Origin of the sequence: Pontixanthobacter rizhaonensis (assembly GCF_012972675.1) — a bacterium.
Classification (GTDB): domain Bacteria; phylum Pseudomonadota; class Alphaproteobacteria; order Sphingomonadales; family Sphingomonadaceae; genus Pontixanthobacter; species Pontixanthobacter rizhaonensis.
On record NZ_JABCRE010000002.1, the window covers coordinates 125,914 to 152,523 of the forward strand.

General features: G+C 55.3%; 24 protein-coding genes, 2 tRNA genes and 1 pseudogene. 15 read left to right on the forward strand and 12 right to left on the reverse strand.

Annotated elements, in window-relative coordinates:
• Nucleotides 1-19: 19 nt before the first annotated feature.
• Nucleotides 20-1,789, reverse strand: a complete 1,770-nt coding sequence (locus HKD42_RS00505; RefSeq protein WP_170009315.1) for a fatty acyl-AMP ligase — start codon at nucleotides 1,787-1,789, stop codon at nucleotides 20-22.
• Between the two features lie 128 nt (nucleotides 1,790-1,917).
• On the opposite strand from HKD42_RS00505, the gene HKD42_RS00510 reads away from it, so the two are divergent.
• From HKD42_RS00510 to HKD42_RS13240, 4 genes and pseudogenes are all read left to right on the forward strand, one after another.
• Nucleotides 1,918-2,490, forward strand: a complete 573-nt coding sequence (locus HKD42_RS00510; protein ID WP_170009317.1) for a regulatory protein RecX — start codon at nucleotides 1,918-1,920, stop codon at nucleotides 2,488-2,490.
• Nucleotides 2,491-2,569: 79 nt separating this feature from the next.
• Entirely contained in the window at nucleotides 2,570-2,974 is a 405-nt protein-coding gene (locus HKD42_RS00515; RefSeq protein WP_246236574.1) for a DUF192 domain-containing protein, read from the forward strand.
• A gap of 80 nt (nucleotides 2,975-3,054) precedes the next feature.
• Entirely contained in the window at nucleotides 3,055-3,453 is a 399-nt protein-coding gene (locus tag HKD42_RS00520; protein ID WP_170011967.1) for an NADH:ubiquinone oxidoreductase subunit NDUFA12, read from the forward strand.
• 242 nt (nucleotides 3,454-3,695) lie between these two features.
• A pseudogene (locus HKD42_RS13240) lies at nucleotides 3,696-3,881 on the forward strand (DUF2155 domain-containing protein); the annotation flags it as partial.
• A gap of 35 nt (nucleotides 3,882-3,916) precedes the next feature.
• Here HKD42_RS13240 and aat read toward each other — a convergent pair.
• On the reverse strand, nucleotides 3,917-4,678 hold the full coding sequence (gene aat / locus HKD42_RS00530; RefSeq protein ID WP_170011969.1) for a leucyl/phenylalanyl-tRNA--protein transferase: 762 nt from the start codon (nucleotides 4,676-4,678) through the stop codon (nucleotides 3,917-3,919).
• 116 nt (nucleotides 4,679-4,794) lie between these two features.
• On the opposite strand from aat, the gene HKD42_RS00535 reads away from it, so the two are divergent.
• Nucleotides 4,795-4,870 (forward strand) — tRNA-Trp (locus HKD42_RS00535).
• A gap of 166 nt (nucleotides 4,871-5,036) precedes the next feature.
• The gene (locus HKD42_RS00540) at nucleotides 5,037-5,186 is read left to right on the forward strand and encodes a hypothetical protein (protein ID WP_170009319.1); all 150 of its coding nucleotides are present in this window, start codon (nucleotides 5,037-5,039) and stop codon (nucleotides 5,184-5,186) included.
• Between the two features lie 102 nt (nucleotides 5,187-5,288).
• Here the strand turns inward: HKD42_RS00540 and HKD42_RS00545 are convergent, their stop codons facing one another.
• The gene (locus HKD42_RS00545; protein ID WP_170009321.1) at nucleotides 5,289-6,824 is read right to left on the reverse strand and encodes an alanine/glycine:cation symporter family protein; all 1,536 of its coding nucleotides are present in this window, start codon (nucleotides 6,822-6,824) and stop codon (nucleotides 5,289-5,291) included.
• Between the two features lie 251 nt (nucleotides 6,825-7,075).
• Here HKD42_RS00545 and secE point away from each other — a divergent pair, with 251 nt between their 5' ends.
• Together secE and nusG are read left to right on the forward strand one after the other, a co-directional pair.
• The gene (secE, locus tag HKD42_RS00550; protein WP_170011971.1) at nucleotides 7,076-7,282 is read left to right on the forward strand and encodes a preprotein translocase subunit SecE; all 207 of its coding nucleotides are present in this window, start codon (nucleotides 7,076-7,078) and stop codon (nucleotides 7,280-7,282) included.
• Nucleotides 7,283-7,373: 91 nt separating this feature from the next.
• On the forward strand, nucleotides 7,374-7,910 hold the full coding sequence (gene nusG, locus HKD42_RS00555; RefSeq protein ID WP_170009323.1) for a transcription termination/antitermination protein NusG: 537 nt from the start codon (nucleotides 7,374-7,376) through the stop codon (nucleotides 7,908-7,910).
• Between the two features lie 45 nt (nucleotides 7,911-7,955).
• On the opposite strand, the gene HKD42_RS00560 is transcribed toward nusG, so the two are convergent.
• Nucleotides 7,956-9,449 (reverse strand): hypothetical protein, encoded by a 1,494-nt coding sequence (locus HKD42_RS00560; protein ID WP_170009325.1) that lies wholly within the window; start codon nucleotides 9,447-9,449, stop codon nucleotides 7,956-7,958.
• Nucleotides 9,450-9,793: 344 nt separating this feature from the next.
• On the opposite strand from HKD42_RS00560, the gene HKD42_RS00565 reads away from it, so the two are divergent.
• The 4 genes from HKD42_RS00565 (at nucleotide 9,794) to rplA (ending at nucleotide 13,710) form a co-directional block, all read left to right on the forward strand.
• Entirely contained in the window at nucleotides 9,794-11,173 is a 1,380-nt protein-coding gene (locus tag HKD42_RS00565; protein WP_170009327.1) for a vanadium-dependent haloperoxidase, read from the forward strand.
• 2 nt (nucleotides 11,174-11,175) lie between these two features.
• On the forward strand, nucleotides 11,176-12,204 hold the full coding sequence (locus tag HKD42_RS00570) for a hypothetical protein (RefSeq protein WP_170009329.1): 1,029 nt from the start codon (nucleotides 11,176-11,178) through the stop codon (nucleotides 12,202-12,204).
• 374 nt (nucleotides 12,205-12,578) lie between these two features.
• Nucleotides 12,579-13,010: a 50S ribosomal protein L11 gene (rplK, locus tag HKD42_RS00575; protein WP_170009331.1), complete on the forward strand. Its 432-nt coding sequence runs from the start codon at nucleotides 12,579-12,581 to the stop codon at nucleotides 13,008-13,010.
• Nucleotides 13,011-13,014: 4 nt separating this feature from the next.
• Entirely contained in the window at nucleotides 13,015-13,710 is a 696-nt protein-coding gene (gene rplA / locus HKD42_RS00580; RefSeq protein ID WP_170009333.1) for a 50S ribosomal protein L1, read from the forward strand.
• Between the two features lie 70 nt (nucleotides 13,711-13,780).
• On the opposite strand, the gene HKD42_RS00585 is transcribed toward rplA, so the two are convergent.
• The 5 genes from HKD42_RS00585 to HKD42_RS00605 all read right to left on the reverse strand — a co-directional run bounded on the left by HKD42_RS00585 (nucleotide 13,781) and on the right by HKD42_RS00605 (nucleotide 18,680).
• A complete protein-coding gene (locus HKD42_RS00585) occupies nucleotides 13,781-14,326 on the reverse strand; it encodes a lipocalin family protein (RefSeq protein ID WP_170009335.1) in 546 nt (181 codons plus the stop codon).
• 47 nt (nucleotides 14,327-14,373) lie between these two features.
• Nucleotides 14,374-15,288 carry a GNAT family N-acetyltransferase gene (locus HKD42_RS00590; protein ID WP_170009337.1) on the reverse strand — a complete coding sequence of 305 codons (915 nt, stop codon included), beginning with the start codon at nucleotides 15,286-15,288 and terminating at the stop codon, nucleotides 14,374-14,376.
• Nucleotides 15,285-16,259 (reverse strand): polysaccharide deacetylase family protein, encoded by a 975-nt coding sequence (locus HKD42_RS00595; RefSeq protein ID WP_170009339.1) that lies wholly within the window; start codon nucleotides 16,257-16,259, stop codon nucleotides 15,285-15,287. Before HKD42_RS00595 ends, HKD42_RS00590 begins: the two co-directional genes overlap by 4 nt.
• 114 nt (nucleotides 16,260-16,373) lie before the next feature.
• Nucleotides 16,374-17,129 carry a competence/damage-inducible protein A gene (locus tag HKD42_RS00600; RefSeq protein ID WP_170009341.1) on the reverse strand — a complete coding sequence of 252 codons (756 nt, stop codon included), beginning with the start codon at nucleotides 17,127-17,129 and terminating at the stop codon, nucleotides 16,374-16,376.
• 45 nt (nucleotides 17,130-17,174) lie between these two features.
• Nucleotides 17,175-18,680 (reverse strand): flavin-containing monooxygenase, encoded by a 1,506-nt coding sequence (locus tag HKD42_RS00605; RefSeq protein WP_170009343.1) that lies wholly within the window; start codon nucleotides 18,678-18,680, stop codon nucleotides 17,175-17,177.
• Between the two features lie 106 nt (nucleotides 18,681-18,786).
• On the opposite strand from HKD42_RS00605, the gene HKD42_RS00610 reads away from it, so the two are divergent.
• Entirely contained in the window at nucleotides 18,787-20,817 is a 2,031-nt protein-coding gene (locus HKD42_RS00610; protein ID WP_170009345.1) for a TonB-dependent receptor, read from the forward strand.
• On the opposite strand, the gene HKD42_RS00615 is transcribed toward HKD42_RS00610, so the two are convergent.
• The 3 genes from HKD42_RS00615 to HKD42_RS00625 all read right to left on the reverse strand — a co-directional run bounded on the left by HKD42_RS00615 (nucleotide 20,814) and on the right by HKD42_RS00625 (nucleotide 24,231).
• Nucleotides 20,814-21,860, reverse strand: coding sequence for an ACP S-malonyltransferase (locus HKD42_RS00615; RefSeq protein ID WP_170009347.1), 1,047 nt, complete (start codon nucleotides 21,858-21,860; stop codon nucleotides 20,814-20,816). The two genes, HKD42_RS00610 and HKD42_RS00615, sit on opposite strands and share 4 nt — an antisense overlap.
• A complete protein-coding gene (locus HKD42_RS00620; RefSeq protein ID WP_170009349.1) occupies nucleotides 21,857-24,058 on the reverse strand; it encodes a thiamine pyrophosphate-dependent enzyme in 2,202 nt (733 codons plus the stop codon). The genes HKD42_RS00615 and HKD42_RS00620 overlap by 4 nt, the downstream gene beginning before the upstream one ends.
• A gap of 82 nt (nucleotides 24,059-24,140) precedes the next feature.
• Nucleotides 24,141-24,231 (reverse strand) — tRNA-Ser (locus HKD42_RS00625).
• A 232-nt stretch (nucleotides 24,232-24,463) separates the two neighbouring features.
• Between HKD42_RS00625 and HKD42_RS00630 the strand changes: the two genes are divergently transcribed.
• Together HKD42_RS00630 and HKD42_RS00635 are read left to right on the forward strand one after the other, a co-directional pair.
• Entirely contained in the window at nucleotides 24,464-25,312 is an 849-nt protein-coding gene (locus tag HKD42_RS00630; protein ID WP_170009351.1) for a DUF1134 domain-containing protein, read from the forward strand.
• Nucleotides 25,313-25,415: 103 nt separating this feature from the next.
• Nucleotides 25,416-26,591, forward strand: a complete 1,176-nt coding sequence (locus HKD42_RS00635) for an amino acid aminotransferase (RefSeq protein ID WP_170009353.1) — start codon at nucleotides 25,416-25,418, stop codon at nucleotides 26,589-26,591.
• Nucleotides 26,592-26,610 lie beyond the last annotated feature (19 nt).

The following is a 26,610-nucleotide window of genomic DNA, read 5'->3' on the forward strand; positions in this document are numbered from 1 at the left end:
GCTGCAGAGTTGCAGCCAGTTAAGCTGCAACGGGCAGTTCAATGGCTTGGATCTCGCCTGCCAGATATAATCGTTTGGCTTTGGCGCGGCTCAGCTTGCCCGAACTGGTGCGCGGCAATGTCCGCGGCGGAACCAATTCAACCACGCAATTCATGCCGGTGATCGACCGGACCTTATCACGGATTTGCTCGTGCAGTCTTACCCGCTCTTCCGGATCGGATACGCGGCAATGCACCAGTACCGCCGGTGCTTCTTCACCGTCGTCTTTGTCGATGGAAAAGGCGGCGATATCGCCGTGATTAAAGCCGGGCAATTGTTCAACCGCCCATTCAATATCTTGCGGCCACAGGTTTTTGCCATTGATAATGATCATATCTTTGGCGCGGCCAACGATGAACAGATACCCGTCGGTCATATATCCCATGTCGCCAGTGTCGAGCCAGCCATCGACCAAACATTCATTGGTCGCTTCTTCATTGCGGAAGTAGGAGTGCATAACGCTGGTACCTTGGCACCAGACCTTGCCGATTTGATGATCCCCCTTGATTGCGCCGTTCTCGCCGCGAATTTCCACTTTCATACCGCGCACAGCTTTACCGCAATTGACGATGGCGCGGTAGCGAGCAGGACGTGACAGATCGCGCGGCGTGCCCGACAGGCGCTCTTCTTCGACCAGCTCCACGCGGATGCCCTCGCGCGGCGGCATTACTGTGACAGCCAAAGTGGCTTCGGCCAGACCATAGCTGGGGGTGAACGCATTGGCTTTGAAGCCCGCATCAGCAAAGGCATTGACGAAATTTTGCATCACGTCAGGCCGGATCATATCCGCGCCGTTGCCCGCAGTGCGCCACCGTGACAGGTCGAACCGGTCCGCCACATTGCTTTGGCTGGAAATGCGCCGCGCGCAAATATCATAGCCGAATGTAGGCGAGTAGCTAAGTGTATTGCCTTTGTTACGGCTGATAAGATCAAGCCACGCCAATGGACGGCGCGCAAAATGTTCAGTTTTCAGATAATCGATCGACACCTGATTGGCGATGACCGACAGGAAGCAGCCGACCAGCCCCATATCGTGATACCACGGCAGCCAGCTGACTACACGGTCATTGGCGCCGACATCCATTGAAATGGAATGCCCGGCTAGATTGTCGAGCAAAGCACGGTGCGTTACTGCGACGCCGGTTGGGAAACGGGTCGATCCGCTGGAATATTGCAGATAGCAAATATCATCCGGTTCCGGCGGTGTCAGTTCGCATTCTGGCGCAGGGCGGGTGGCAAAGCTTTCCCAATCCGAGCCTTCGCAGCCTTGCCGTTCTGCCGCTGCGGCGCCCATTTCGCTGATCTCTGCCGGATACAGCAAAATCACCGGGTCGGAGCTGTCGAGCTGTACTGCCAACTGGTCGATATAGCCTTCTTTGCCGCCAAACCCGGTCGGCAGCGGCAAGGGCACTGGCCACGCGCCGGCATAGACTGCACCGCAGAACAGTGCCGCAAATTCGGCGCCGGTTTCTGCGATCAGAGCGACACGGTCTTCCTTGCCGATCCCAGCCGCCCGAAAACGCTGCGCCATTTCGACTGCATCTTTGTGCAGATCGATATAGGTGTACACATTTTCGAGCGTACCCCGCATATCGTGGAAGTTCATTCCCTTCGCGCTTTTGGCGGCATATTCCACCGCCTCTGTAAATGTCGCGAAATCAGACCGTCGGCGCGGCAGGGGGCAATCATTGGGTGTGGGCTGCAATGCGTGATCCCCGGAAGAGGCGTTATCGGAAGTGACGTTCGTCATAAAGTCAGTCGTAACCTGTCAATTGCACGCCTTCTGGGCGCTTCCTATTATTCGTTTCGGTGTTTGTCACAGAGTCACACCGCTGTAATCTTTCCCATTTCCCTTAGACTGTGGCACCAATATGGCCAATGAATGATCGACAATCCGGGCAAAAGCAGGGCCGTAAGCCCCCAAAACCGCTGAATTCTGCGCGTTTGCGTGATTTGGCGCTTGCTTATGTGGCGCGGTTTTCCACCAGTTCGGGGAAGTTTGAAGCCTATCTTGCGCGCAAATTGCGCGAAAAAGGGTGGGAAGAAGACGGTACAGAACCTGATATTCCAGGCCTGGTCGCCCGTTATGTGGAGCTGGGTTATATTGATGATGCCACCTACGCCCAGTCCCGCGCCGGGGGCTTATTGCGCCGTGGTTACGGGCCGCGCCGGGTGTCACAGGATTTAACTGCAGCAGGCATTGATGAACATTTGCGCGAAGACGTAGCGCCTGACGAGTTGGGCAAGCGGCAGGCGGCATTTAATCTGGCCAAGAAACGGCGGTTCGGCCCGTTTTACCGCGAGGAGCTTGATCCAAAGCGACGCGACAAACAGATTGCCGCCATGTTAAGGGCGGGGCATAGCTTTGATATTGTCCGGCGGGTAATGGACGCGGCCAGCGAAGAAGCGCTTGAGCATTGGATGTCAGAAGCGCGCGACGAGGATTATTGAGATGAGACTGGTTCATATTCTGGCTTTTGTTACGCTTTCAATGACGGCGTGCGCGCCCCAAAATGCGCAGGAGCCGGCGATGTCCGCTGAACAGCCTGCCACCCATCCCGAATCTGGTTTGGCGGTTATTCCGCTTACGGTTACCAGCGGTGCCACCCGGCATGAATTTCAAGTGGAAGTGGCGCAGACTGAGGCAGAGCAGGCGAAAGGGCTGATGTTCCGAACAAAGCTTGGCCCGACCGAGGGGATGATCTTTCCGCGGCAACCTGCCGATATCGCCAGTTTTTGGATGAAGAACACGCCGCTGCCGCTCGATATTATTTTTGTCGGCACCGACGGACGCATTCTGAATATTGCGGCCAATACGGAACCCTATTCCCTAGAGCCGGTAAGCGCGATCGGGCTAACGGAAACTGTCTTTGAGATTCGGGGCGGCCGCGCGGAGGAACTGGGGATCAAAGCTGGCGATCTTGTGGAATATTGAGCCTGTATAAACGCAGGGTGCTAGATACAGGTTGGAAGCGCGGCACGAAACCGCTAAGCGGCGCGCAAAGAGGTTAGATGATGAACTTTCTCGGCAAGATTTTTACATGGTGGAACGGTGCAACCATCGGCACGCTGCTGAACAGCTGGCGTACTGGTGAGAAGGTTGGCACGGATGCGCAAGGCAACACCTATTACCGTGCCAAGAAGGCCAAAGATGGCGCACGTGAACGCCGCTGGGTAATCTATGACGGTGCGAATGATGCCAGCCGCGTTCCGGCTGAATGGCATGGTTGGCTGCATGGTTCTTTCGACGGTGTGCCGGAAAGCAATCTGCCGCCCGCCAAGATTTGGGAAGTGGATTACACACCCAATGCGACCGGAACGGCCGCCGCTTACCGTCCTAAAGGGGCGCTTGAGCAAGGCGGGAAGCGGGCGAAGGCGAGCGGTGATTACGAAGCGTGGACACCGGACGCCTGATCATGAGGCACTGCGTAACAACTGTGTTGTGTGCCGCTGCGATCAACGGCCTGGCTGCATGCAGCGAGGCTGCACCGACTTTACCAGAAGCGCAGGAAACTGCCGTCCCTGAAGAGCTGCAATCGAGCAATACAGTTAGCGAAACGCCCACGGATGAGGAGCAGATCGGCACGCCGATGGCAGAGCGCGTGGCCACGATTGGGGTGCTGAACAAGCGCAACAACGTATCGCAGGATCTGAAAATGAAGCCGGGCGAATCGCGCCGTTTGGGCGATGTGATCATTCGGCTGTCTGCCTGTGAACGCACTCCGTCGTGGGAAATGCCAAAGGAAACGGGTGCGTTTGTACAAGTTTTGACATTGGCGGATGATCAAGAGGACGCTGAGACCCTGCAGTGGAAGCGGGTGTTTTCCGGCTGGCTGTTCAAAAACTCGCCTTCCCTTAATGTGGTTGAAGATCCAGTCTACGATGTGTGGGTAAAAGACTGCGCGATGAGCTTTCCAGGCGAAGTGGACCCGGAACCCGCCACGCCAGCACCATCTGAGCCTGCTGAACAAGCGGCACCAGCGCCTGAACCATCCGCTGAAGCCCCGGCTACTAACGAAACGTAGGCTTCGTCCAAGGTATGGCGGGCTGGTTGGGCTGCAGCTGCAACCAGCTGGCAATAGTCACTTTGCGGTATCTCAATCGCACCCAAAGTTGCCAAGTGATCGGTCATAAATTGGCAGTCCAGCACTTCAAAGCCGGCGTGTTTGAGCATCGCCACCAGCCATACTAAGGCAATTTTTGATGCGTTGTCCGCACGGCTGAACATGCTTTCGCCGCAAAAAACACGATCAAAGCTGACCCCGTACAGGCCGCCAACAAGTTTTCCGCCGTCCCAACATTCGATTGAATGGGCATGGCCATTATCGTGCAGCACAGCGTAACTTGCGGCGATTCTGTGGCTGATCCAGCTACCCGAATGATCCGCGCGCGGTGCAGCGCAAGCAGCCATCACATCATTGAATGCGGTATTGCATGTCACTGTGTAGCGATCTTGGCGGACCATCTTGCGCAGCGATTTTGACGGGCGGAATTTGTCTAGCGGGAAGATGGCCCTTTCGCGCGGTTCAACCCAGAAAATTTCAGGGTCATCGCGCGAATCAGACATCGGAAATATACCGCTGCGATAGGCCAGCAGCAGCATATCCTGCGGGATCAAAGGTGGTGCGGGCGCGTGCATCGGGCCGTGTTCTAGCGGTCTGTCAGGGGCTCGCATAGCTTACAAAATAGTCAGTCATGGTACGTTTGCCATCTTGCCATGCCGTCCCCATCGCTTTAGAGGCGCTGCTTGCCTGCAGGGGCGTAGCTCAGTTGGTAGAGCGTCGGTCTCCAAAACCGAAGGTCCAGAGTTCGAGTCTCTGTGCCCCTGCCAGGCGATTTTTTCAAAACCATTATAAAATCTTCTCCGCCGATGTGACCAGGCTGAATGCAACGTATGGGCTTGCCTGAACGAATAGCAACAAGATCGTTCAGGGAACGCCCAGACCAGTTGTGCATTATCAAGGTCAGAACGAAGCAACGAAAAGAGGAGATCCACTATGTCTAACCTGACCTATCGCAGCAGTCGCCCAGACGCATGGGTCCAGCCGCGTGCTTACCGTGACGCCTCCCAGCGCCTTAAACAGCACGGGAAAATCATCCCGATGGATGAACCCGGTTTTTTTGCAAGATTGTTCGGGGCGCGCTGAGCACCTGATCTGCCAGATAACAAAGCCAGAAACAAAAAAGGGCCGGTGCGATCACCGGCCCTTTCTATTTGGCTATTCTGCACCATTTGAATGGTGCTCAAGTCAGTATTCGTTGGGTTCTTCCGGTGTTTCCGCATGGAAATCCTTGCCGGCCTTCTTGTCGCCTTGCGCGAGTTTGAAGACGACGCCGGAAAGCAATGCCAGCGCGAGCAAGTTTGGCAGCGCCATCGCAGCGTTGGAAATATCGCCCATACGCCACACCAATGTCAGATCGAGCGTGCTGCCAAGGTAAATCACCACGCACCACAAGACACGCCAGATCATATGCAGCACCTTCTCGCCGCCGCGAGTCGAGCCCGGGATACGGTCATAGATGAATGTGATTGCCCGCTCGCCGTAATAGGACCACGTGAGCAAGGTCGTGAACACGAACAGGATCAGGGCAGTCGACGCGATCAATGTGCCGATTGGAATGCTTGCAATCTCAAGCGGGAAAGCCGCAGCAAACGCGCCCGATGTCATGGCGAAGCCTTCCAGATCGGAGTTCCAGGCGTGCGGTACAGCTTGCCCGCCGCCTGTGAAATCACCCTGAACCGTTAGAATGACCAAAGCCGTCATCGTACAAATGACAATCGTATCGATGAACGTGCCCAGCATGGCCATCCGGCCTTGCTGTTCAGGATCATTAGTTTGCGCGACAGCGTGCGCAATCGGGGTCGAACCCTGACCCGCCTCGTTAGAGAACAAGCCGCGGGCCACACCGGCGCGGATGGCCAACATGATCGCAGCACCGACAAAGCCGCCAGTGGCTGCCTGCGGGTTGAACGCCCCGTGGAAAATCAATCCGAATGTTGCAGGAATATCGCTGATGTTCAGCGCCAGGGCGATAATCGCCATCACGATGTAAGCGCCGGCCATGAACGGAATGATCTTCTCTGCCACACCGCCAATGGATTTGATGCCGCCAATAATCACGACAAACACAGCCACGGCTACGATCAATCCGCCAAGCCATTCTTCAATACCGAACAGTTCATTCAAACCATCCGCGACAGCGTTGGCCTGGATTGAGTTGCCGGTCACCAGCGCGGAAAACAGCGTGCCGATGCAGAAGAATATCGCCAGCCATGTGTATTTGGGGCCGAGGCCCATCATGATGTAGCTCATCGGGCCGCCGCGATAGACGCCGTCAGACGTTTTCTCACGGTAGCGAATCGCCAATGACCCCTCCGCGAAGGCCAGTGCCATTCCGATCAGCGCTGTGACCCACATCCAGAAGATCGCACCGGGTCCGCCCAGTGCAATTGCGGTGGCGACCCCGGCCAGATTACCTGTACCGACTTGTCCGGAAAGGGCTGTCGACAGAGCGGCGAAGGGAGAAATCTCTCCGTCACCATCGCCTTTGCGGCTTTTGAACAGCCCTTTAAAAGCGCTGCCGAGTTGGCGGATGGGGTAGAATTTCAGCCCGAACATGATCCACAGACCGATGCCCAGCAGGATAATGGTCATTGGCGGAACAGGTTGCCCCGCAATTTGCAGGATTTGTTCGCCATTCCATGTTCCGCCCCAGATGAAATCTGAAACGTTGGTTACGCGGTCTATAAATTGTTCCATCGCACCGGTGTCGCTTGCGGCCATTCTTGGCTCCCCCTCTAGCGGAATTTCCTGGCGCGCACGCTAGAGCCGAGTTCGCAGCAAGGCTAGCGTTAATGCACGGTGCGCTGAAACTAGACTATTCCTGTCCTTGCTTTTGCCGGTCGGTCGCCCTAAATGATCATTGTCTTCCTACATTGGAGCAAGCATAGCCCCTCCCGATCTTGATCGGGGCGGCGATGAGCCCATCCCGGAAGAGACAAGATTTGAACATTTTACGGCGAGAGCTGGAGATTATGGCGGAAAAGAAAAGCAGAACGACACCGGGCGAATTCATCCGTCAGGTCCGTACAGAGGCCAGCAAGGTTGTTTGGCCGACCCGGCAAGAAACCATCACGACCGCGATTTTCGTTGGGATTATGATGGTTGTATTGTCGCTGTTCTTCCTCGCGATTGATTCGATGTTTGGCGGTGTTGTCGGCTGGTTGCTGACCCTCGCTTAAATTTTAGACGCTGAGTTGGCCCGGCTGCCGGGCAAGGGCCGAATGGCTCTGACACGATTGAACTGACACTTTCTGATTACAGGGATTACACATGGCTCGCTGGTATATCATCCACGCCTATTCGGGTTTTGAAAACAAGGTCCGCGATGCGATCATTTCCGAAGCAGAGCGTTTGGGCCTGTCGGACGGTGTTGAAGAGGTTGAGGTTCCGACGGAAACCATCACCGAGGTCAAGCGCGGTAAGAAGGTTCAGGTAGAGCGTAAATTTATGCCGGGTTATGTTCTGGCCAAGCTGCAAATGACAGATGATGTCTACCACTTGGTCAAGAACACACCGAAAGTGACCGGCTTCCTCGGTTCTAATAACAAGCCGCAGCCGATTACTGAAAAAGAAGCTGCACGCTATTTCGGCGGTGTCGAAGAAGCCAAGGCTGCACCCAAGGCGCAGATCAATGTCGATTACGAAATCGGCGATTCGGTCAAAGTTCTGGATGGTCCGTTCGCAAGCTTCAACGGTGTCGTGGAAGAACTCGATTTCGACAAAGCCAAGGTCAAGGTTTCGGTCTCTATCTTCGGCCGTGCTACTCCGGTTGAGCTGGAGTTTGAACAGGTCGAACTGGTCAAGTAATTTTGATGCACGAGGAGAGGGCGCAAGGCACCTCTCCCGCATTCCTCAATTTAGACGCACATCATATTGAATGGTGAAAGCAGGGGTTCCGCCGCCTGTTGTGCCATTCATAGTTCCGGTCATGCGTATGGCAAAGCTGCGCACAGCAGAGTCAAAGTCGATCACTGGTGTGATGCTCGAACTGCTCGCGTCGAGGAAGATGACACCGTCAGAAGCACTGCCGAGGCTCGCAAAATCGATCGACAGGCTGGTCGCATTGCTGCCCGTACCGTCGGTAAAGATAAACGGCGATCCGCCGCCGCCCAGATTGCCGACAAACATTGCGGTGTCAGCGGGCAATTCATCCGTCACCACCAACGATCCGCCGTCGGGTACACCCAAGCCGGTATTTTCGACCGTCAGCGTGTAGCGGATGATGGCGCCGGGAATCGCTTTCGGGTTAGTGGTGCCATTCACAGGGTCGGATACAATCACAGAGCTTTTGTCCACGCCTATGTTGGGTGGCGCGCTGCTGAAGCATAAATCATCCACGTGCCAATAATCGAAATCGCTGCCGGATCCGCTGGTCTGGCGCATCCGGAACCGGAAATTGGCGTGCCGCATATCCGCTGTTGCCGTGTAGGTGCGGTTGAAAATCTCACCCTGCGTGCCCGCACCTGTGAATGTTTCAAGCGTAACCCAAACGCCGCTACTGTTGAAGTATTCCAGAACAAGATTTTCTGTCCCTTCAGGGTTTTCACTAAAGGCATCGGATCCGCGCCGGACCCAAATCGTGATTTCGTTCAATGTAGGGGTGTTGATTGCGACAGAGGTCACAGTGACTGTATTGTGGCGGAGGAACAGGGAGTTACCCGGCGAATTGGCTGTTTGAGAACCAATTCCGGAACGGGTCGTATCGGTCGTGGTGAAGTTGCCAAAGCCGTTCTCAAAATCTTCGCAGCTATTGGCGTTCAAAACCGTTGATGGGGGTGGAAGACCGGTATTCTCGGTCAGCACCACATCATCGACGTGCCAATAATCGAAGTCAGAACCGCTACCGCCTGTTTGCCGCCACCGCATTTGAAAGGTCGAATGTAAGGCCGCGACGGGTAGGGTTGTGTTCACAGTTGTAATGCCGCCATCAGCGATTGTTGTGGCTGAAAACGTCTGCAGTGCGATCCAAGTGCCGCCGGCATCGCGATATTCCAGCACCAAATCTTCGTTACCATCTGGATCTTCGCTGAAACTATCGTCGCCCTTGCGGACCCATGCTTCCAAAGTGGCAAATGACGCGCCGGACAAATCGACGGTGCCGCTGGTCACGGTCACAACATTGTGCCGCGTAAATAGTGAGCAATTGCCGGAATTAGATGTATCGGTGTTAACACCGGCCCGCGTACCGTCGCTTGCGGTCCAATTGGGGGAAAGCGTGCCGCATCCTGCGCCGCTATCGAAATCATCTGAAAAGACGACAGTGGACGTTTGGGCTGCACTGTTTTCCGGCATCATCAGAATGAATGCCATTGCCAGCGCAATGAAGAGTTTTGAGAGTTCGTTCATATAGACGTTCTCAGGTGATGTACTACCTTCTGCTATTACTTGGTACCGTAATACACATCACGGGATAAGCATACCTACACCAAGAGAGTAAATGAGCTATTAACCATGCTCTGGCGAGGTTTTCAGGCGATTGTGCCGGGCGCAGGCCGCCATATTCTTGTGACCACCCAAAGAAGGGCACACCTTCGCCGCCGCCTTCCGGCCCATCTGTATTATTCTACCAATACACTCGAGGGGCGTTCCATCGGATTGAACGCCAACGGTTGTTGGTTGACCGAGTTTTAACCTGATCCCGCTATCCGCAGTCCAAACGTTCCCGTAATTGGCTTTAAGGACCCGGATTAATGACGCTTACTCGCCGGAGGTTTATCTCTTCCAGTGCCGCCACCATTGGCTTGGCCGGTCTTACTGCAGGGTGCAGCACGGCCAGCTTTGGCAGTCAGTCGTCCTATTTGACGCCGATCCTTGCTCCGCAACGCCAGAACACGGTCTTCCACTGGGTTGATGTGGTATTGCAGCAAACGCGTGACCAGCGCGTGCCGCCGCCACGCGCAGCCTATAATTATGCTGGTCCAATGCTCGCGGGCTTCCTTGCCGCTAATGCAATCATGAAGCGTTATGACGAACCCTACGGCATTGGCGAAGCACCTGCAGGTGCTGACCCGGAAGTAGCCTACGGTGTGGCGTTTGCGACAGTAGCAGCCCAGTGCTTCGGCCAACCCTTTATGCTGGAACGAGCGGCGTTCAAGCGGCGTTTTCCTGACAGTGAAGCAAAGTCGCTTGGTGTTGCGTGGGGCCGTAAAGTCGGCATGGCAATCAACAAAATGCGGACCCGCGACGGTGCGCAGCCTAGCCAGGTGAACTATTATCACGGCCGCTATGACCGTCGTAAAGATGCACTCAACTGGAATCCCACGGGCGCAACCTATGGCGATAGTATGGGGCCAAGCGTGGGCCATTATGAGCGGGGCCTCTTTCCCGGGCTTGGTAAAGTCAAACCATGGACCATGACTCATTCCGAGCAGTTCCAGCCAGCTGAGTTTTATGATCCCGCCAGCCCGGAATTTGCCAAACAATATGAGTATGTCCGCAAGATTGGCTGTGTCGGCAGCACAATGCGAACTGAAGATGAAGCGGAGATAGCGATTTTCTGGGAAGATGGCCCGTGGGGCATCACGCCGCCGGGGCATTTCCTGTTGATCGCGGTTCAAGTTATGCAGGATCGCGGGTTTGACTTCCTCGATCTGGCGCGCGCCTTTGCCCTCCTTGGCATGACTCAGGGTGATGCCGCGATCAATTCGTGGAACAGCAAATATCAGTATGATGTGCTGCGCCCTGAGACAGCGATCCGCTACCGCGCCAATCAATTCAGCAATCCCGCGCTTAGTCAGGAAAAAGGCTGGAAAAGCTATATCCCGACACCGAATTTCCCGGCCTATACTTCCGGCCACTCTACCTTCGGAGCGGCAGGTAGCGAGCTGACAGCGTTGCTGATCGGCACAGATAAGGTGAATTTCGATCACCAATCGCCCGATTTGAACGGCTTCCCGCAATTGGACGGTAAACGACGGTATTGGACGTCTTTGTCTCAGGCTGCCGAAGAAAACGGGATGAGCCGGCTTTACGGCGGCGTGCATTGGGATGTCGATCATACCGCAGGCATGACTGCCGGGCGGGCGATCGCACGTCAGGCATTTTCCAACTGGTTCAAACCTAAGGCGTGATCATGAGAGCGAGCAATTTCTCCATCAGTGACACACTGTGCGCTGGTATATTGGCCGTATGCGTAGCTGCACCTGCTTCAGCGCAGGATTTCTCTATCAGCAGCGAAAGATTGGCCAATATCGAAGAACCGTTGGCGACAGAAATCGCCGGCGTGACGATCGAAGCAGCCGGTGTGGTCGATGCGCGGCTCGATTATGATCTGGAAGGCATGTTCGACGATGAAGATGTGATTGATCCGGGCGTTATCGGTAATTTCAGCGTCAATGCATCCACCCAGCTTGGCAATCGCTGGGATGTCGGTGTCGCCTATTTTGGTCAGTATGAGAATGGCCGCGGCGTATCAGGTTACACAGACAATATCGCCGGTTTCATTTCCGGCGCATACGGCACTGTTTTGGCGGGTGAGGTGATGAACCTTGTCCGTGAGGAAACTCGCCGTGTGCGCGGCATCGGTAACGCCGATCTGAGATTTGACGATGCATTGGGTGCCGCCCAAAATTGGGGCGGGGGCTATGTCGGTCAGTTCGGTCCATCACGCCTCAGCGCGTTGGTGGATGAGGACGGCAATTATGATGTCGGCTTCGTCTATGAACGGCCTTCGGGCAAAGCCGGTTACCGCTATGCCGCGCGGTTTACGGATGCTCCATTTGTGGCCGCCGACGGGATTACACAATTTGATTCCAATGCTCTGACCGGCACGTTTGAATATATGTATTCGCGCAGCATCCTGAATGTTGGCGCTGGATATGAATTGCTTCAAGCCGGACCCATCGATGCGCAGCGTTGGTTTGTGTCGGGCGGCTGGCAACGCCAATGGGGTGCATTCACCACTTCTGTCGAAGGGCATTTCGGTGAAATTGAAGGGCAGGCAGAGAAATCTGGTGCTTTCGGCCTCAGCTATGGTTTTGCGCGTGGGTTGTCGCTTAATCTGGGCGTCAATCACTCCGATGCGCAAGTGGAAGTCGGCGGGGTGCAAATACTCGACGAAGCCGAAACATCAGCGACGACATCTGTCCGTTTCGGGTTTTAAGCTGACCGGCATTGCTGCCGCCACGTAGCGTTTCCTACTTGAGAATGGCCCTTTATGCTGCAGCATGGCCTGCGGCCCAGACAGGGTTCAAAAGCTGGTGCATTACTGTGGGTTCGCGCCATGCCTGTGGCTGTCGTTTTTCTCGGTCAGGACTGTGTCCCATGTGTCCCTTTCCTACAAACGTAAACAGACGGACACACGCGGCGGAATTGCTTGCATTTCCTCTCCGAAACGCTATCAGCGCCGCTTCCCGAAAGGGATTCCCGATTTTGGGAGATGTGGGAGGCAGTTTTACTGCCGTTGACCACTTAACATGATCCTTCGGCAAGCTCAGGACGAGCGGGCCGTGGGAGACAGTGTGAAAGGAAGCCATTATGGCGAAGAAGATTGAAGGCTATATCAAGCTGCAAGTGCCCGCTGGCACTGCAAACCCATCACCGCCAATCGGCCCTGCATTGGGTCAGCGCGGCGTTAACATCATGGAATTCTGTAAGGCGTTTAACGCGGCGACACAGGAACTTGAGAAGAACGCACCGATCCCAACAGTGATTACTGTTTATGCGGACCGTTCATTCACTTTCGTGACCAAGACACCGCCGGCAAGCTATTACATCAAGAAAGCTGCCAAGCTGAAGTCCGGTTCATCTGAGCCAGGCAAAATTATCGCTGGTTCGGTCAAGAAGAGCCAAGTGAAAGAGATCGCAGAAGCCAAAATGGTTGATCTCAACGCAAACGATATCGATCAGGCTATGAAAATCATCGAAGGCTCTGTCCGTTCGATGGGCCTCGAAGTGGTGGAGGGCTGATCTGATGGCTAAACTGACAAAAATTCAAAAAGTCCGTGCTGAAATGGACCGTGAAAAGCTCTACAGTGTTGACGATGCGATCGCGACATTGCGCGAGCACTCCAGAAAAGGCTTCGACGAAACCGTTGAAGTCGCCATCAACCTGGGTGTTGACCCGCGTCACGCAGACCAAATGGTTCGTGGCATGGTCGCGCTGCCTTCCGGCACTGGTAAAGACGTCAAAGTCGCTGTGTTCGCACGCGGTGACAATGCCGATAAAGCTACTGCTGCTGGTGCTGACAAGGTCGGTGCGGAAGACCTGATGGAAGACATGCAGGCCGGTAACCTCGATTATGACCGTGTGATTGCGTCGCCCGACATGATGGGTGTTGTGGGCCGTCTTGGTAAGGTTCTGGGTCCGAAAGGCCTCATGCCTAACCCGAAGCTGGGCACTGTCACACCGAATGTGGAACAAGCCGTGAAAGACGCCAAGGGCGGTCAGGTTGAATTCCGGGTTGAGAAGATGGGCATCATCCACACCGGCATCGGCAAAATGTCGTTCAAAGATGCGGATATTAAAACCAACTTTGAAGCGATTACCAAAGCTATCGTGAAAGCGAAGCCAGCCGGTGCGAAGGGCAAATATGTAAAGAAGGTCTCGCTGACCTCTACAATGGGCCCGGGTCTGAAAATCGATCTGTCGGAAATCGAAGGCGCATAAGCGACTTTCCTACATAATCCGAATTTGAGAAGGGCCGGGGGAGTAATCCTCTGGCCCTTTTTCTTTCGGGTTACGGATGCTTGGTGGGGCGTAAATACGACGTGTCATATCCCATCTCAGCGGCACGGTTATACAAAGCTGCTTCTTCTGCAGCCGTCAGATCAGGGGTTCGTGACAACAACCACAAGTACCGGCCAGCCGGCTCACCAACGATCGCCCAACTGTAATCATCTGCACGGTCAAGAACCCAATAGTCGCCGTAGAAAGGCCCGAAGAAACTGACTTTCAATTTTGCGCCGGTCGGGTCATCGACGATTTTGGCACGCCCGTTGGCCGTAGTAATTTTCCCGTCTTCTTTGCGGCAGGAATTAATCACCGAGATTTTGCCATCCTCTCGCAAGGCGTACTCCGCCGTTACCCCTTCGCAGCCCTTTTGGAATCCTTGTTCGTACCGGGCGATTTCATACCACTTACCCAGATAGCGATTGATCTCGATGCTTTTGGCGGGTTCAGGGACGGCTGTATTACCGACAGGGTGCTTATCGAATATGGCGGCACAACCGCCTAACATCAGCACAGCGGCGGCGGTAAGACAGGGTTTAAGAAGATGCTTCATGGCCGTGTTCTTACACAAAGAGTGATGAACTGGCGATGATGGTGCTTCTAAGCGCGTAGCAATTGGCGGGCTTTTGCCAGTGTTCCGCTTTGCGTTGTGGCAGCTTTGATGTGGGCCACGCCTGCATCGAATGCATCCACTGACGATAGCAGCATACGATTGGTAAGACCTTTCTTCATCATGAAGAAGGAACACGCATTGACCGCATCCGTGCCAAACATTGCCTTGTGAGCGCCTTCGCCTTCGGTGAAATCAAAATAGCGATAACGACCTTCGGCAAATAAGCGTTCCAACGCTTCCAATTGTAGCACTGTCCCGGGTGAGAATTTTGCATGGTCGGGATCATACCCCAGAAAGGCATAGACGATGGTGTCGTCAATGACCGGCAAGTATAAATAGCTGATTGGCTGGCCATCTACGCAGAGCAAATATGCACGCACTTTGTCTGCAGAGGCCAAGTGCCGGCGCTCCTCATGCGCTTCATCGCTTTCGGGCAGGCCAGCATCCAGTGATTTGGCCTGATAGGTCCGGCGCGATAGAGGCAGCGCCAGATCGCGAAATTCGTCCATCTCGTCAGGCGTCCGATATTCGCGAAATTCGACTTCACCGCCAATATCTTTGATCAACTTGCGATGCTTGCGCCGCAAAGTGGAGCGTGTTTTTGAAGAGAAGCGCGCTAAATATTCGTCAAACGACCCCGCCATGTCGATGTAGTGGCGTTCATACTGTTGGACCCCGCCGATCACGAAATCCGGGTGTTGCTTGCCCAGAGTGCTAAGCGTCCCGGCTGGGGCTGACAAAACACGGAAGCCGTCTTGGTCGTCCGTCAGTTCCGGCAGGGTGAGCTGTTTCCCGCCGACGACATCCGCCAAGCTAAAGGACAGCGTGGTTAGATCTTTGGGCACAGAAAGCAGCACCCGTGAACCGACGACAAATTTAACAGACGTTTTGGTGCTGCTCATGATCCACCATACAGAATATTGGCGACCGCCTGTTCGGCCACACGGTAACCGGACCGGACGGGGTCCAAGGGTACCACTGAAGCTGGCGTGCATGACGCAGAAACAGAAGGCGGATTGGCGGCATATGTAGCTGTGCCGACCCCATTCATGGCAGCAATGGTCTTGCACAGCGCCTCAAATCGGCGGCGCACGATCCAATTGATTTTCTCGCGCTGGCGGCAAAGCAGTTCAAAGCTGTGGGAGACCAATGTGAGGGCATCGACCCCGTTGGCTCTTGAGTGCTTCATTGCAGCTTTGAGTTCGGCGGAAGACAACGCGGTGATTTGGGCATGGCGCAGTTCACCGCCGAATGTTTCGACGCAGCCAATCGGTACTTCGATGAGGCCGCAATGCTGCAAAGGTTGGCGGTCGGTAGAAGTCAAGCTGATGTCACAGGCTGATACTGCAATACCCGGACAATGGCTGGTTTCATGCGTAAAACCGAGCGCCGCCAGAGCGCGGCAAGTGTCATCATTGGCGCCATAATTACCCGCACGAAAAGCGGTTGGACGCGGAGCGCCCGCGGCGATCAAGGTCGTGCGAGCATAATCGAGCAGCGTACATTGATCATCAAAGGTAAAGTCTTTGATGTTGCGGCCAGTTCTTCCATTTACCGGTGTCGCATCGCCAGCAAATTCCAGCCATTCGCTATGCAGGTGAAGCTGAACATCATGGCCAGCTTCGACAATCGGCTCGACAATATCTGTGATCGCTTCAGTGCCCCAGATAAGGGCAGGCATCGGATCGACGAAGAACACACCTTTCAGGCCGTAGCGGTTCATGAAATCGATTTGATACGCGATGCCGACATCACCTTCTGGCGTTGTCGCGGATATGGATCGAGCATAATTTTCGGCGCGGCAATCCTTGCCCATCCTTTGGACAATGCTTGCCGAGTATTCGGTATCAACCGTGATATAGACCTGCGTCATTACTCACCAATTGGCCACTCAAAATGGCCGGTTGCTCCTCCGAGAAATATTCTCAGGCGGGGGTGTACAACGGGTCGGTTAAAGCACTGTTAGGAAACGGTCCGGAATTCGCGGCTAAATACCGCCTGGGGTGAAGTCAAAACCAGACGTACCAAGGCCGTCGCACAGAGTATCAACGCAGCTTTGCAAATCATCCGCATCGGTCGAACGGATCACGAAGTTGGACCCAACCTTGCCGTCCCTGAAAAAGGGATAGCTGCCGATCTGGCAATTCTCATGGGCTTGCTCAGTTTCACGAAGCAAATCAGAGACTTCACTTTCGGGAATCCAACCACCGATGGTCTCGCTCAGTAGCGGCGCACCGCCTTCCAGTGTTCCAGTAAGCGCATCCAGCATCCCGGCAGTGATATGCGGGACCCCCGCCATCAGGTAAATATTACCTATCTGGATGCCCGGCGCGCCTGATTTCTTGTTCGGGATCAGCTCTGCACCCTCTGGTACGCGCGCCATCCGCAAACGCCCTTCGTTGATCCCGCCTTTGTCCGCATAATAGCGTTCCAGAATAGCGCGGGCCTCCGGGTGAATGACCACGCTAACGCCCAATGCCGCAGCAATCGCATCGACGGTGATGTCATCATGCGTTGGCCCGATACCGCCGGTCGTAAAAAGATAGTCGTTGCGTTCACGCAGAGCGTTGACCGCTTCAACGATCCGCTCCTGAACATCTGCGACTACCCGGACTTCATCCAGACGAATGCCTTGAACTTGCAGCCAACTGGCCACTTGCGCGATATTCTTGTCATGCGTGCGGCCTGACAGAATTTCGTCACCAATGACGACCAAACCAGCGGTGTATATCTTTTCACTCATTGGCGCTGCCTAGGCGATGCAATGAAGAAGGTGAAGCGCCGTTTGCTATTCAGCGGCTTCTAACTGTTCCTCGCTGGTTTGCGCATTGGCGCCTGCGGCATGAATGGACAAAATTCCATCCTCTACAGGTCCATCCTGCATAATTTTGCGATCAGTCACATATTCCTGATTGAGCCGCCAAGGATAGGCAATGGCGCTTTTGGGCATGATGTCCAAAGCCCGTTGAATATAGCCGCTGGAGAAGTCGAAAATATCATCCTCTTCTAACGCATGGTCAGCTGCGAGCACCGGCACTGCGACGTCTGCACCCTTGCTTTTCATGGTGTTGATCACACGGCAGACATATTCTGAATTAACGTCCGACCGCAGCGTCCAACTTGCATTGAGATAGCCAAATACCACCGCCAGGTTGGGCAGGTTGGAGAACATGCAGCCCTTGTAGTAAAACCGTTCACTGAAATCGACGGGCTTACCATCTTGGCTCACAGCGATCTTGCCGCATACTGCCAGTTTCAAACCGGTTGCTGTTACAATTATATCTGCATCAAGCTTTTCACCATTGTCGAGCGCAATGCCAGTTTCCGTAAAGCTGGAAATTTTGGCGGTTACAACCTGAGCCTTGCCCGATTTCATAGCTTCAAAAAGATCGGCGTCCGGGACCAAGCACAAACGTTGATCCCATGGATCGTATGGCGGGGTGAATGTTGGCTCGTCGTAATTGTCTTTGCCGAGCGCTTTGACGATGCGCTTCTTCAGCATCTTTTTGACTTTTTCAGGCTTCTTGCGTGCTTGCTTGAAGGCAAAGTCTTGCAAGGTGATATTCTTCCAGCGGGTGATTTTATAGGCGGTCTCTTCCGGCAGGATTTTGCGCAAGAAATTGGCCAGCCCGTCTTTTGCAGGACGGGAGAACATCCATGTCGGCGTGCGCTGCAACATGGTTACTTTGGCGGCTTTTTTGGCCATTGAAGGCACGATCGTTACCGCCGTTGCGCCTGAACCGATGACCACAACATTCTTGTTCGTGTAATCAAGATCGTCTGGCCAAAATTGCGGATGGATCACTTGCCCCTTGAAATCGCCGAACGCAAACCCGGGATCATAGGCTTGATCATAATCATAATAGCCAGAACCCAAATACAGGAAATTGGCGGTGACGCGGGTTTCCGACCCATCGGCTTGTTCAATCGTGACGTGCCAGCGCGCCTCATCGCTGCGCCAGTCAGCAGAAACGACCTTTCGTTGATAACGGATATGTTTGCGGATGCCGCGCTCATCAACGATTGTGTTCAGGTACTCCAGAATGGCTGGCGCATCTGCAATCGACTTTTCGTGCTTCCACGGTTCAAAAACGAAACCCAACGTATGCATATCGCTATCGGATCGGATGCCGGGGTAGCGGAACAAATCCCAAGTGCCGCCCAGATTCTCACGCCGTTCAACAATCGCGTAGGATGTTCCGGGGCATTGCATTTCCATATGGGCAGCCATTCCGATGCCGGAAATACCGGCACCGACGATCAAGACGTCGAAATCAGGGGCGGTCGCGAGCATTGTGTTCTCTCCTATGTTGGCATTGTAAGCACAGCTTGATGATAAATGCGAGTCTGGTTGCAATTCGGTACTGACGTGCACGTAAACCACGGCTAGGCCGCCAATTATGCAAAACTCCAAGACACTAGCCTGTGCAGCGATCCCTGGTCTGATCGCCGCTGTGATGACATCTCCGGCTTTGGCTCAAGAGCCCGAAGGCAAAGAGGACGTCGAAATCGTTGTTACGGGGGAGGGTTTGCCAGATACCCCTGCGGTGCCCGCCTATGGGGCCATAGAACTGGACCGGGATATTCTGGTCACATCTGGGTCCGGCCGGATTGAAGATGTTTTGTCATCTGTCGCGGGCTTCCAGCAGTTCCGCCGATCCGACAGCCGAAGTTCCAACCCCAGTGCGCAAGGTGTAACGTTGAGAGGGCTCGGAGGGAACGCCACCAGTCGGGCTTTGGTATTGCTTGACGGTGTGCCCATGTCCGATCCGTTCTTTGGCTACATCCCGCTCAGCGCCATCGCACCGGAGCGGCTTGAGTCTGTTCGCGTAACTCGCGGCGGTGGGGCTGGCCCATTTGGTTCAGGGGCGCTTGCCGGGACGATAGAATTGACCAGCGCCAATGCTGACACGCTTGGGGCATTTGATGGCTCGTTACTGGTCAATGATCGCGGTGATACAGAGGCCAGTGCCAGCGTCGCGCAAAATCTAGGCAGCGGCTTTGCGGTGCTCAGCGGGCGGTGGGACCGTGGGGATGGTTTCTTCACCACGCCTGACAATCAACGTGTTCCGGCAACGGCCAAGGCGGGCTTCGACAGTTACTCAATAAGCGCACGGGCGGTTGCTCCGCTTACGAGCGATATCGAACTGCAAGCGCGCGCTTTGGTATTTGGCGATGAACGCACCCTTCGTTTCGAAGGCGCCGACAGTTCGAGTGAGGGCGCCGATGCCAGCATTCGCTTGGTAGGGCGCGGCAAGTGGGAATTTGACGCGCTGGCGTATCTCCAGTCACGCAATTTTTCCAATGTCGTCATCAGCTCCACCAGATTTGTGCGAGTGCTTGATCAGAGGAACACGCCATCCACCGGGATCGGCGGCAAGTTGGAAATACGCCCGCCGGTAGGCCCGGATCATGTTGTGCGGATCGGCGCGGATTACCGGCGCTCATCGGGAGAACTGCAGGAGGAGGCCTATAGCGCTTTCACAGGTAATTTGCGGGAGCGCCGCCGGGCAGGGGGCCGCAATAGCGATTTGGGTGTGTTCATCGAAAACGATTGGTCACTTGGTAAGCTGGTCCTGACCGGCGGTTTGCGCGCCGATCGGACCGTGATTGAAAACGGCTTCTTCCGGGCAGTGAATGCCAACGGGGTGGAGGTTAGTTCCACGGTGGCACCGGATCGGTCCGACTGGAGCATTTCCTATCGTGCGGGGGCGGCGTTGCAGGCCAATAATGCCGTTCGGTTAAGAGCCGCAGCCTATCGCGGGTTGCGCTTGCCCACTCTCAACGAACTCTACCGCCCATTTGTCATCTTCCCTGTGGTGACACAGGCTAACGCCGCGTTGGAAAATGAAGTGCTCGAAGGCTTTGAAGCAGGCATCGATCTCACCCCTGCTGACGGCGTGAAATTCGCGGTGACGGCATTTGATAACCGGCTGAAGAATGCCATCGCAAATGTGACGCTGACGCCAACCTTGCGGCAACGCCAAAACTTGCCTGCCATTGATGCACGCGGGGTCGAGGCGAGTGCTTCGATTACCCGGGGCACTGTCAGCTTCAATGGCAGTATGGTGTATACTGACGCTGAGGTTGACGGCACCGGTGCGTCGGCCACGCTCAACGGCAATCGCCCACCGCAAACACCGGAATTCTCCGCCAGCGGAACCCTAGCGTGGAAACCTGCGGCAGGGTGGCATTTCTCAGCAACTTTGCGTCATGTTGGTGCACAGTTTGAAAGCGATCAGGAAACCAATGTTCTGCCCGCCGCGACAACCGTCAACGCCTTTGCCGAGGTTCCCGTCACACGGGGCCTTTCGGTGGTCTTCCGCGGAGAAAACCTGTTCGATGAAACGATCGTAACGCGTAATGCCAACGGTGTTCTCGACCTGGGTGTGCCGCGCACGGTGTGGGGCGGTGTTCGCGCCAAGTTTTAGCGCTTGGCCACTATGCCGCGCTGCTGTGCCATGCCCATGGCAACGAGCAATTGAGTACTGGTTTGTTCGGCTTTGAAAGCCGCCTTGCTATTCATGCCGCGCCAATCAGCGAGGATTAGCGACTGCGCCACGGCGCCGCCTAGCGTTGTTCCCGGGCCAGTGACGATGAACATATCGGGCGCGAATTCGCGTGCAGCCACCTCTACAGCGCGGCTGAAATCGTACGCCTCCGTCACTTGATGACCCAGAGTGTAGTCATGCAACGCGTGAATGTTGGTGGCGTGCGGCCACCATATGGAACCCCGGCCATCAATCAGCGGAAGATCAGGTTGCCTGAATAGGCCGCTATCAAGTGCCCGTGCCCCTTTATCGGCGACCGGGCGCTGCATATGCGTATGAAATGCAGCGTGATTACCAAGCCGCATGGGGAAACGCCCGTCAACCGGTTCTACGGCACTTTCAAAAGCGGACAAACCCGCCTCATTTCCCGCCAGAACCAGCATACCGCCAAGATGGATAGAGGGTAGCAGAATGTGATCTGCCCGCGTATCAATCTGGGTGACAAGGCCCAGCAAGGCGTCCCGTTTTGCTAGATCAGGCTGCCAATGATCGCCCATAAATGGGTACACCAGTTGGCCTCCGATCAAGGTCTCTTGCATCAACGTGCCCATTGTATTGGCGACCTTGAAGCCGTTCAGCGGGGATGTGGCACCAGCGCAGGCGAGTGCGGAATACCAGCCCATCGAATTGCCGGTCACTGCGACGACTTCAATCCCGGTATCATCAATCGATAGAAAATCGCCCAGCGTGGCTGCAAAGATCAGGCCCGATGCATTATCCCCGCGTGTGTGTTTGGCGAGGCTGAACCGTTCTGCATTGTCCAGATCGGAAAGCGTTTCTTGCCCGTTGCTGGCGCGCTGGCAATCAAATTCTGCCAGCAGGGCGGGGTCGGGAAAATGCTCCTTCAAATAGCCAAGCTCGGTCTTGTTATAAGTGCCGCGTCCCGGACAGATAACAACCGCTGTTTTGCGCGCCGTGTTCAAGACGCTGTCCGTGCAATGGTGCGTGCTGCGGCAACGATGCTATCTGCTGATGGCATAGTGGCGGCATAGGCCGGGCCGGTGGGTATGAAGCTGTCTTCTGCGCAAAGGCGCGAATGCGGAATATCGGTTTGCTCGCTGAACATAGCCATCAATGCCTCTGCCAATCCGCCAGTCCGCCGTGTTTCGTCCACGATCAGAATATTGGTGCACCCCCTTACCGCCTCCAGCAATGACGCCTCTGGTAATGGGGATAGCCAACCCAAATCGATGATTCTGGTGTTTATACCGTCAGCCCCAAGCTGTTTTTGGGCCTGCATAGACAGGTAGGTACCGTTGCCGAAAGTAACGATGGCCAGGTCTGTGCCGGTCCCATGCGTGGTTACTTGGCCAAAGGGTAAGCGCTCCGATGGATCGGGATAAGGATACATCCATTCACCATCACCGGCCTCGTGCAGATCACGCATAGGGTAGAGAGCAATCGGCTCCAGAAAAATGACCAGCCGCTGCTCTTCGCGGGCGAGCCTGACCGCTTCACGGAGCATTCTTGCGGCGGCGGCACCGTTGGACGGGCACGCCAAGATCACCCCAGGCACATCGCGGATCGCCGCAAAGCTATTGTCGTTATGGAAGTGCCCGCCAAAACCTTTTTGATACCCAAGCCCGGCAATCCGCACGACCATGGGGTTGGTATACTGACCATTGGAGAAGAACGGCAGCGTGGCACCTTCACCGCGAATCTGATCTTCAGCATTGTGATAATAAGCGAGGAACTGAATCTCGGGAATTGGCAGAAATCCGTTTTGGGCCATGCCGAGCCCCAGGCCCAAAATTGATTGTTCATCCAGCAGAGTATCAATCATACGGGCGCGGCCAAACCGCGCCGCCAGTTTTTGTGTTACGCCATATACGCCGCCTTTGCGGCCGATATCTTCGCCCATCATGGCTATTTCGCCATGTTCCAGCATCAAATCTGTTAGCGCCCAATTGATCAGCCGTGACATGATTTGCGGGCTGTCCATTTGTTTCAGATCGCCGCCAAAGGTAGCCTGTCGCTCCTCGGCAGAGGGGCCGTTTGATGGCGGCTGTTTGCGTTTCGGCGGTACAATACTGGCCATCACCTCATCGGCGGTTTGCAGCCTTGGCCTTTTGATCGCCTCTCCTGCAATGCGGTCGACCCGCTTCGCCGTTTGCTCATATATTTCAATGGCCGCGCTTGGGGGCAGCGCATCTGCCTCGCTCAATAAACGGACAGAATGCAGTAGCGGATCGTTCGCTTCGTCCGATTCGACTTCCGATTTCGCCAGATAGGTGGTTGGGACATCGGCACCGGCATGGCCATATAGCCGCACAGTTCGGATATGGAGGAAGGCAGGCTTGCGCCGTTTGCGAACATAGGCCGCCGCTTCGGAAGCTGCGCGGAATGTGTCGTAAATGTCTAAACCGTCGCAGTAGAAATATTTGATCCCCGGCTTGGTGCTAAAATTGGCGGCGATCCAGCCGGTGGGCGTTTTTGTGGAAATTCCGATACCGTTATCTTCGCACACCCAAAGCAGCGGCATCGGAATATTTTGGTAAGCCGTCCACGCCGATGTGTTGATGGCACCTTGCGCGGTCGAGTGGTTGGCGGAGGCATCGCCAAAGCTGCACATGACAATGGCATCATCGGGCAGCTGTTTATGTTCAGGCGGTTGCCGCTTCGCCAGACCGATAGAATATGCTGCACCAACCGCTTTGGGAAGGTGGCTGGCAATGGTTGAGGTCTGCGGGGGAATGGTGAGGGCCTTTGATCCCAGCACCTTGTGCCGCCCGCCAGAAATGGGGTCGTCACTCGAACAGGCGAAGGACAGCAGCATATCCCAAGTGATTGTCTGGGCCGCGCCGGCTTCTGACATCTGCTCCGCCCGTTGAATTTGGAACGCCGCATCGCGGTAGTGCAGAAATGCCATATCGCTGGGCCGCAGCGCTGCCGCTATGGCTGCCATCCCCTCATGCCCTGAGGAACCGATAGTATAGAACCCCTGGCCCTGTGCTTGCATCGCCCGGCTGGTACGGTCGAGCGCGCGCGTCAGACAGCCGGAGCGATAGATTGATACCGCCCCCTCCGGCGTAAGCGGGCCAGCCGGTGCGTTGCCTTCAGGAAAGTCGGCCGCAGCGCAGCGCCGCAGAAAATTGTCGTGAACGATTTGAGCCCGGTCCATGCGCAGTCTCTAAGCGTGTTCGAGCATCTGGCCAAGGTGGCTCTGCGCAACATTCAAGGATAATTTGGGGGCTTTGGGGCAATGGAGGAGACGGAGGGATTCGAACCCTCGATAGGATTTACTCCTATGGTTCCTTAGCAGGGAACTGGTTTCAGCCACTCACCCACGTCTCCGGATTGCAGTAGCAAAGTGGAGCGCCGTATAACGGGGGCAGCGTGAGCCTGCAAGTCTGCATTCTGACGAAAAGCAGATTCCGTAAAAACACCCAGTTCTCGCCATCGTCTGCTCGTTTCGCCGTAAAAGAGATTCGTTTCGCCGCGCGTTCATTGCTGCTTCAGCCGCAAAGGATTCTGATAAGGGTCCAGAATTGAACGACTGCGCCCAATGACCGCGCTTGGAGACAGCATGAGTATCGCCAGTATAGCCCGCCGCAAGTTCCGCAATGCCTGCATCGTTGCATTCGGAGCCGCTGCGATTGCCGCCGCGCCATCCTACGCTCAGACAATCGAGACGATTGATCCCAGCGATGTCATCGACGGTGATCTGGTTGAAGCACCGGGCGATGGACCCGTCTATGCTGACGAGCAAAGCGCGCAGGTTGAGCAAAGCTTCGAAGACGCCATGAGTGTGGCTCAAGATCAGGCCGGTGCAGCGGCCAGCAATGCAGCAGATGCCAGTTCGAGTGCCGGGGCTGATGTTGCCCCGACATGGGCGAACCCTGATAGTGGGGACAGTGCCTACGCTGTAAACAATAACACTGGTGTGAGTGCAGATACCTACCAAGAAGACGACCTGATTGGCGCGGCGGAAGGTGTGTTTGGCAAAGGCGCAAAAGGCGTCGCTAAAATGATTCAAGATCTTCTGAAAAAGCAGGGTGAACCCAACGGATATATCGTTGGTCGCGAGGCCGGCGGGGCATTTATTGTCGGCGCGCGCTATGGTTCGGGTACGCTGTTCCATAAGGTTGAAGGTGAACAGAAAGTCTATTGGACAGGGCCATCGATCGGGTTTGATGCCGGGGCAAATGCTGGCAACACCTTTGTCCTCATTTACAATCTCTACGACACCCAGGACATTTTCAAACGCTTTCCCGCAGGGGAAGGGCAGGCCTATCTGGTCGGGGGGCTTCATGCTTCGTATCTGCGGCGCGGCGACATTGTGATGATCCCGATCCGCGTTGGTGCGGGGCTGCGGCTGGGTGTCAATGCAGGCTATATGCGCTTCTCTAAAAAGCAGCGCTGGCTGCCATTCTGAGACCAGTCGGCGCGTACCTTTTCTGAAATAAAGAAAAGATGCACCGGGCAACTGCCACAAAGCGGTTGCAGCGGAGCGCGGGTCTGGGCATGGGGAATGCATCATGCTCGACAGATTACAACCCCAATCGCCCGATGCGCTTCTTGCGCTGATCAAGCTTTACGCAGCCGACGACCGTTCGGATAAAATCGACCTTGGTGTCGGTGTCTATCGAACGAATGATGGCGATACGCCGGTTTTCGCGGCGATTAAGCAGGCAGAACAAAAGCTGGTCGAAGAACAAGACAGCAAAAGCTATCTTGGGCCAGAGGGGGATCTGGGCTTTGTCCATGCATTGATGCCCTACATTTTCGGCAAAGACGCTACCAAAGGTGGCCGGATCGAGGGGATGCAAACCCCTGGCGGTACCGGCGCTGTGCGGCTGGCGGTTGCAGTGGCCAAGCAGGCTGGTGTGCATACCGTTCATATGGGCGTGCCCAGCTGGCCCAATCACGCGCAAATCCTGAATGATGTGGACATTGCTTTCACGCCGTTTGATCATGCCAATGCAGACGGCACTGCGAATGTTGATGCCGTCTTGGATGTGATCCGCAATGCGCAGGATGGTGATGCGGTGCTGCTTCATGGCTGTTGTCACAACCCGACCGGTATCGATTATTCGAACGCTGATTGGGAAGCGATTGCGGAGGCTTTGGCGGGTAGCGCAGCATTGCCGATTTTGGATATCGCATATCAGGGTCTTGGCCATGGAATGGACGAAGACGCTTATGGTATTCGCAAGGTGTTGGATGCTGTTCCCGAAGCGCTGATTGCCTATAGCTGTGACAAGAATTTTGGCATGTACCGCGACCGTGTGGGTGCGCTGTACGTGATGGCGCAAACCAGCGACCAGCTGCCTCCTGTCTTGTCTAACCTCAATGCTCTGGCCCGTGCCAGCTGGTCGATGCCGCCGGATCACGGCGCCGCCGCCGTCCGGTTGATCTTGCGCGATAGCGATATGACGCAGGTTTGGCTGGACGAACTGGAAACCATGCGTAACCGGATGCGCGAAGTGCGCGACGCACTTGCAAAAGCAGGCGATGTTGGCTCCCTTGATCTGCGCCCATTGGGTCAGCAAAATGGCTTGTTCTCCGTATTACCGCTCAGCAAAGATCAAATCCAGGCGCTCCGCGGCGATCATGGCATTTACATGGCCGGGTCCGGCCGGATTAATATTGCCGGATTGCATATGGGCAATATTGAGAAGTTCATTGGCGCGTTGGAGGCCGTGACTGGGTAGGTTTCAGACTATGCTCTGA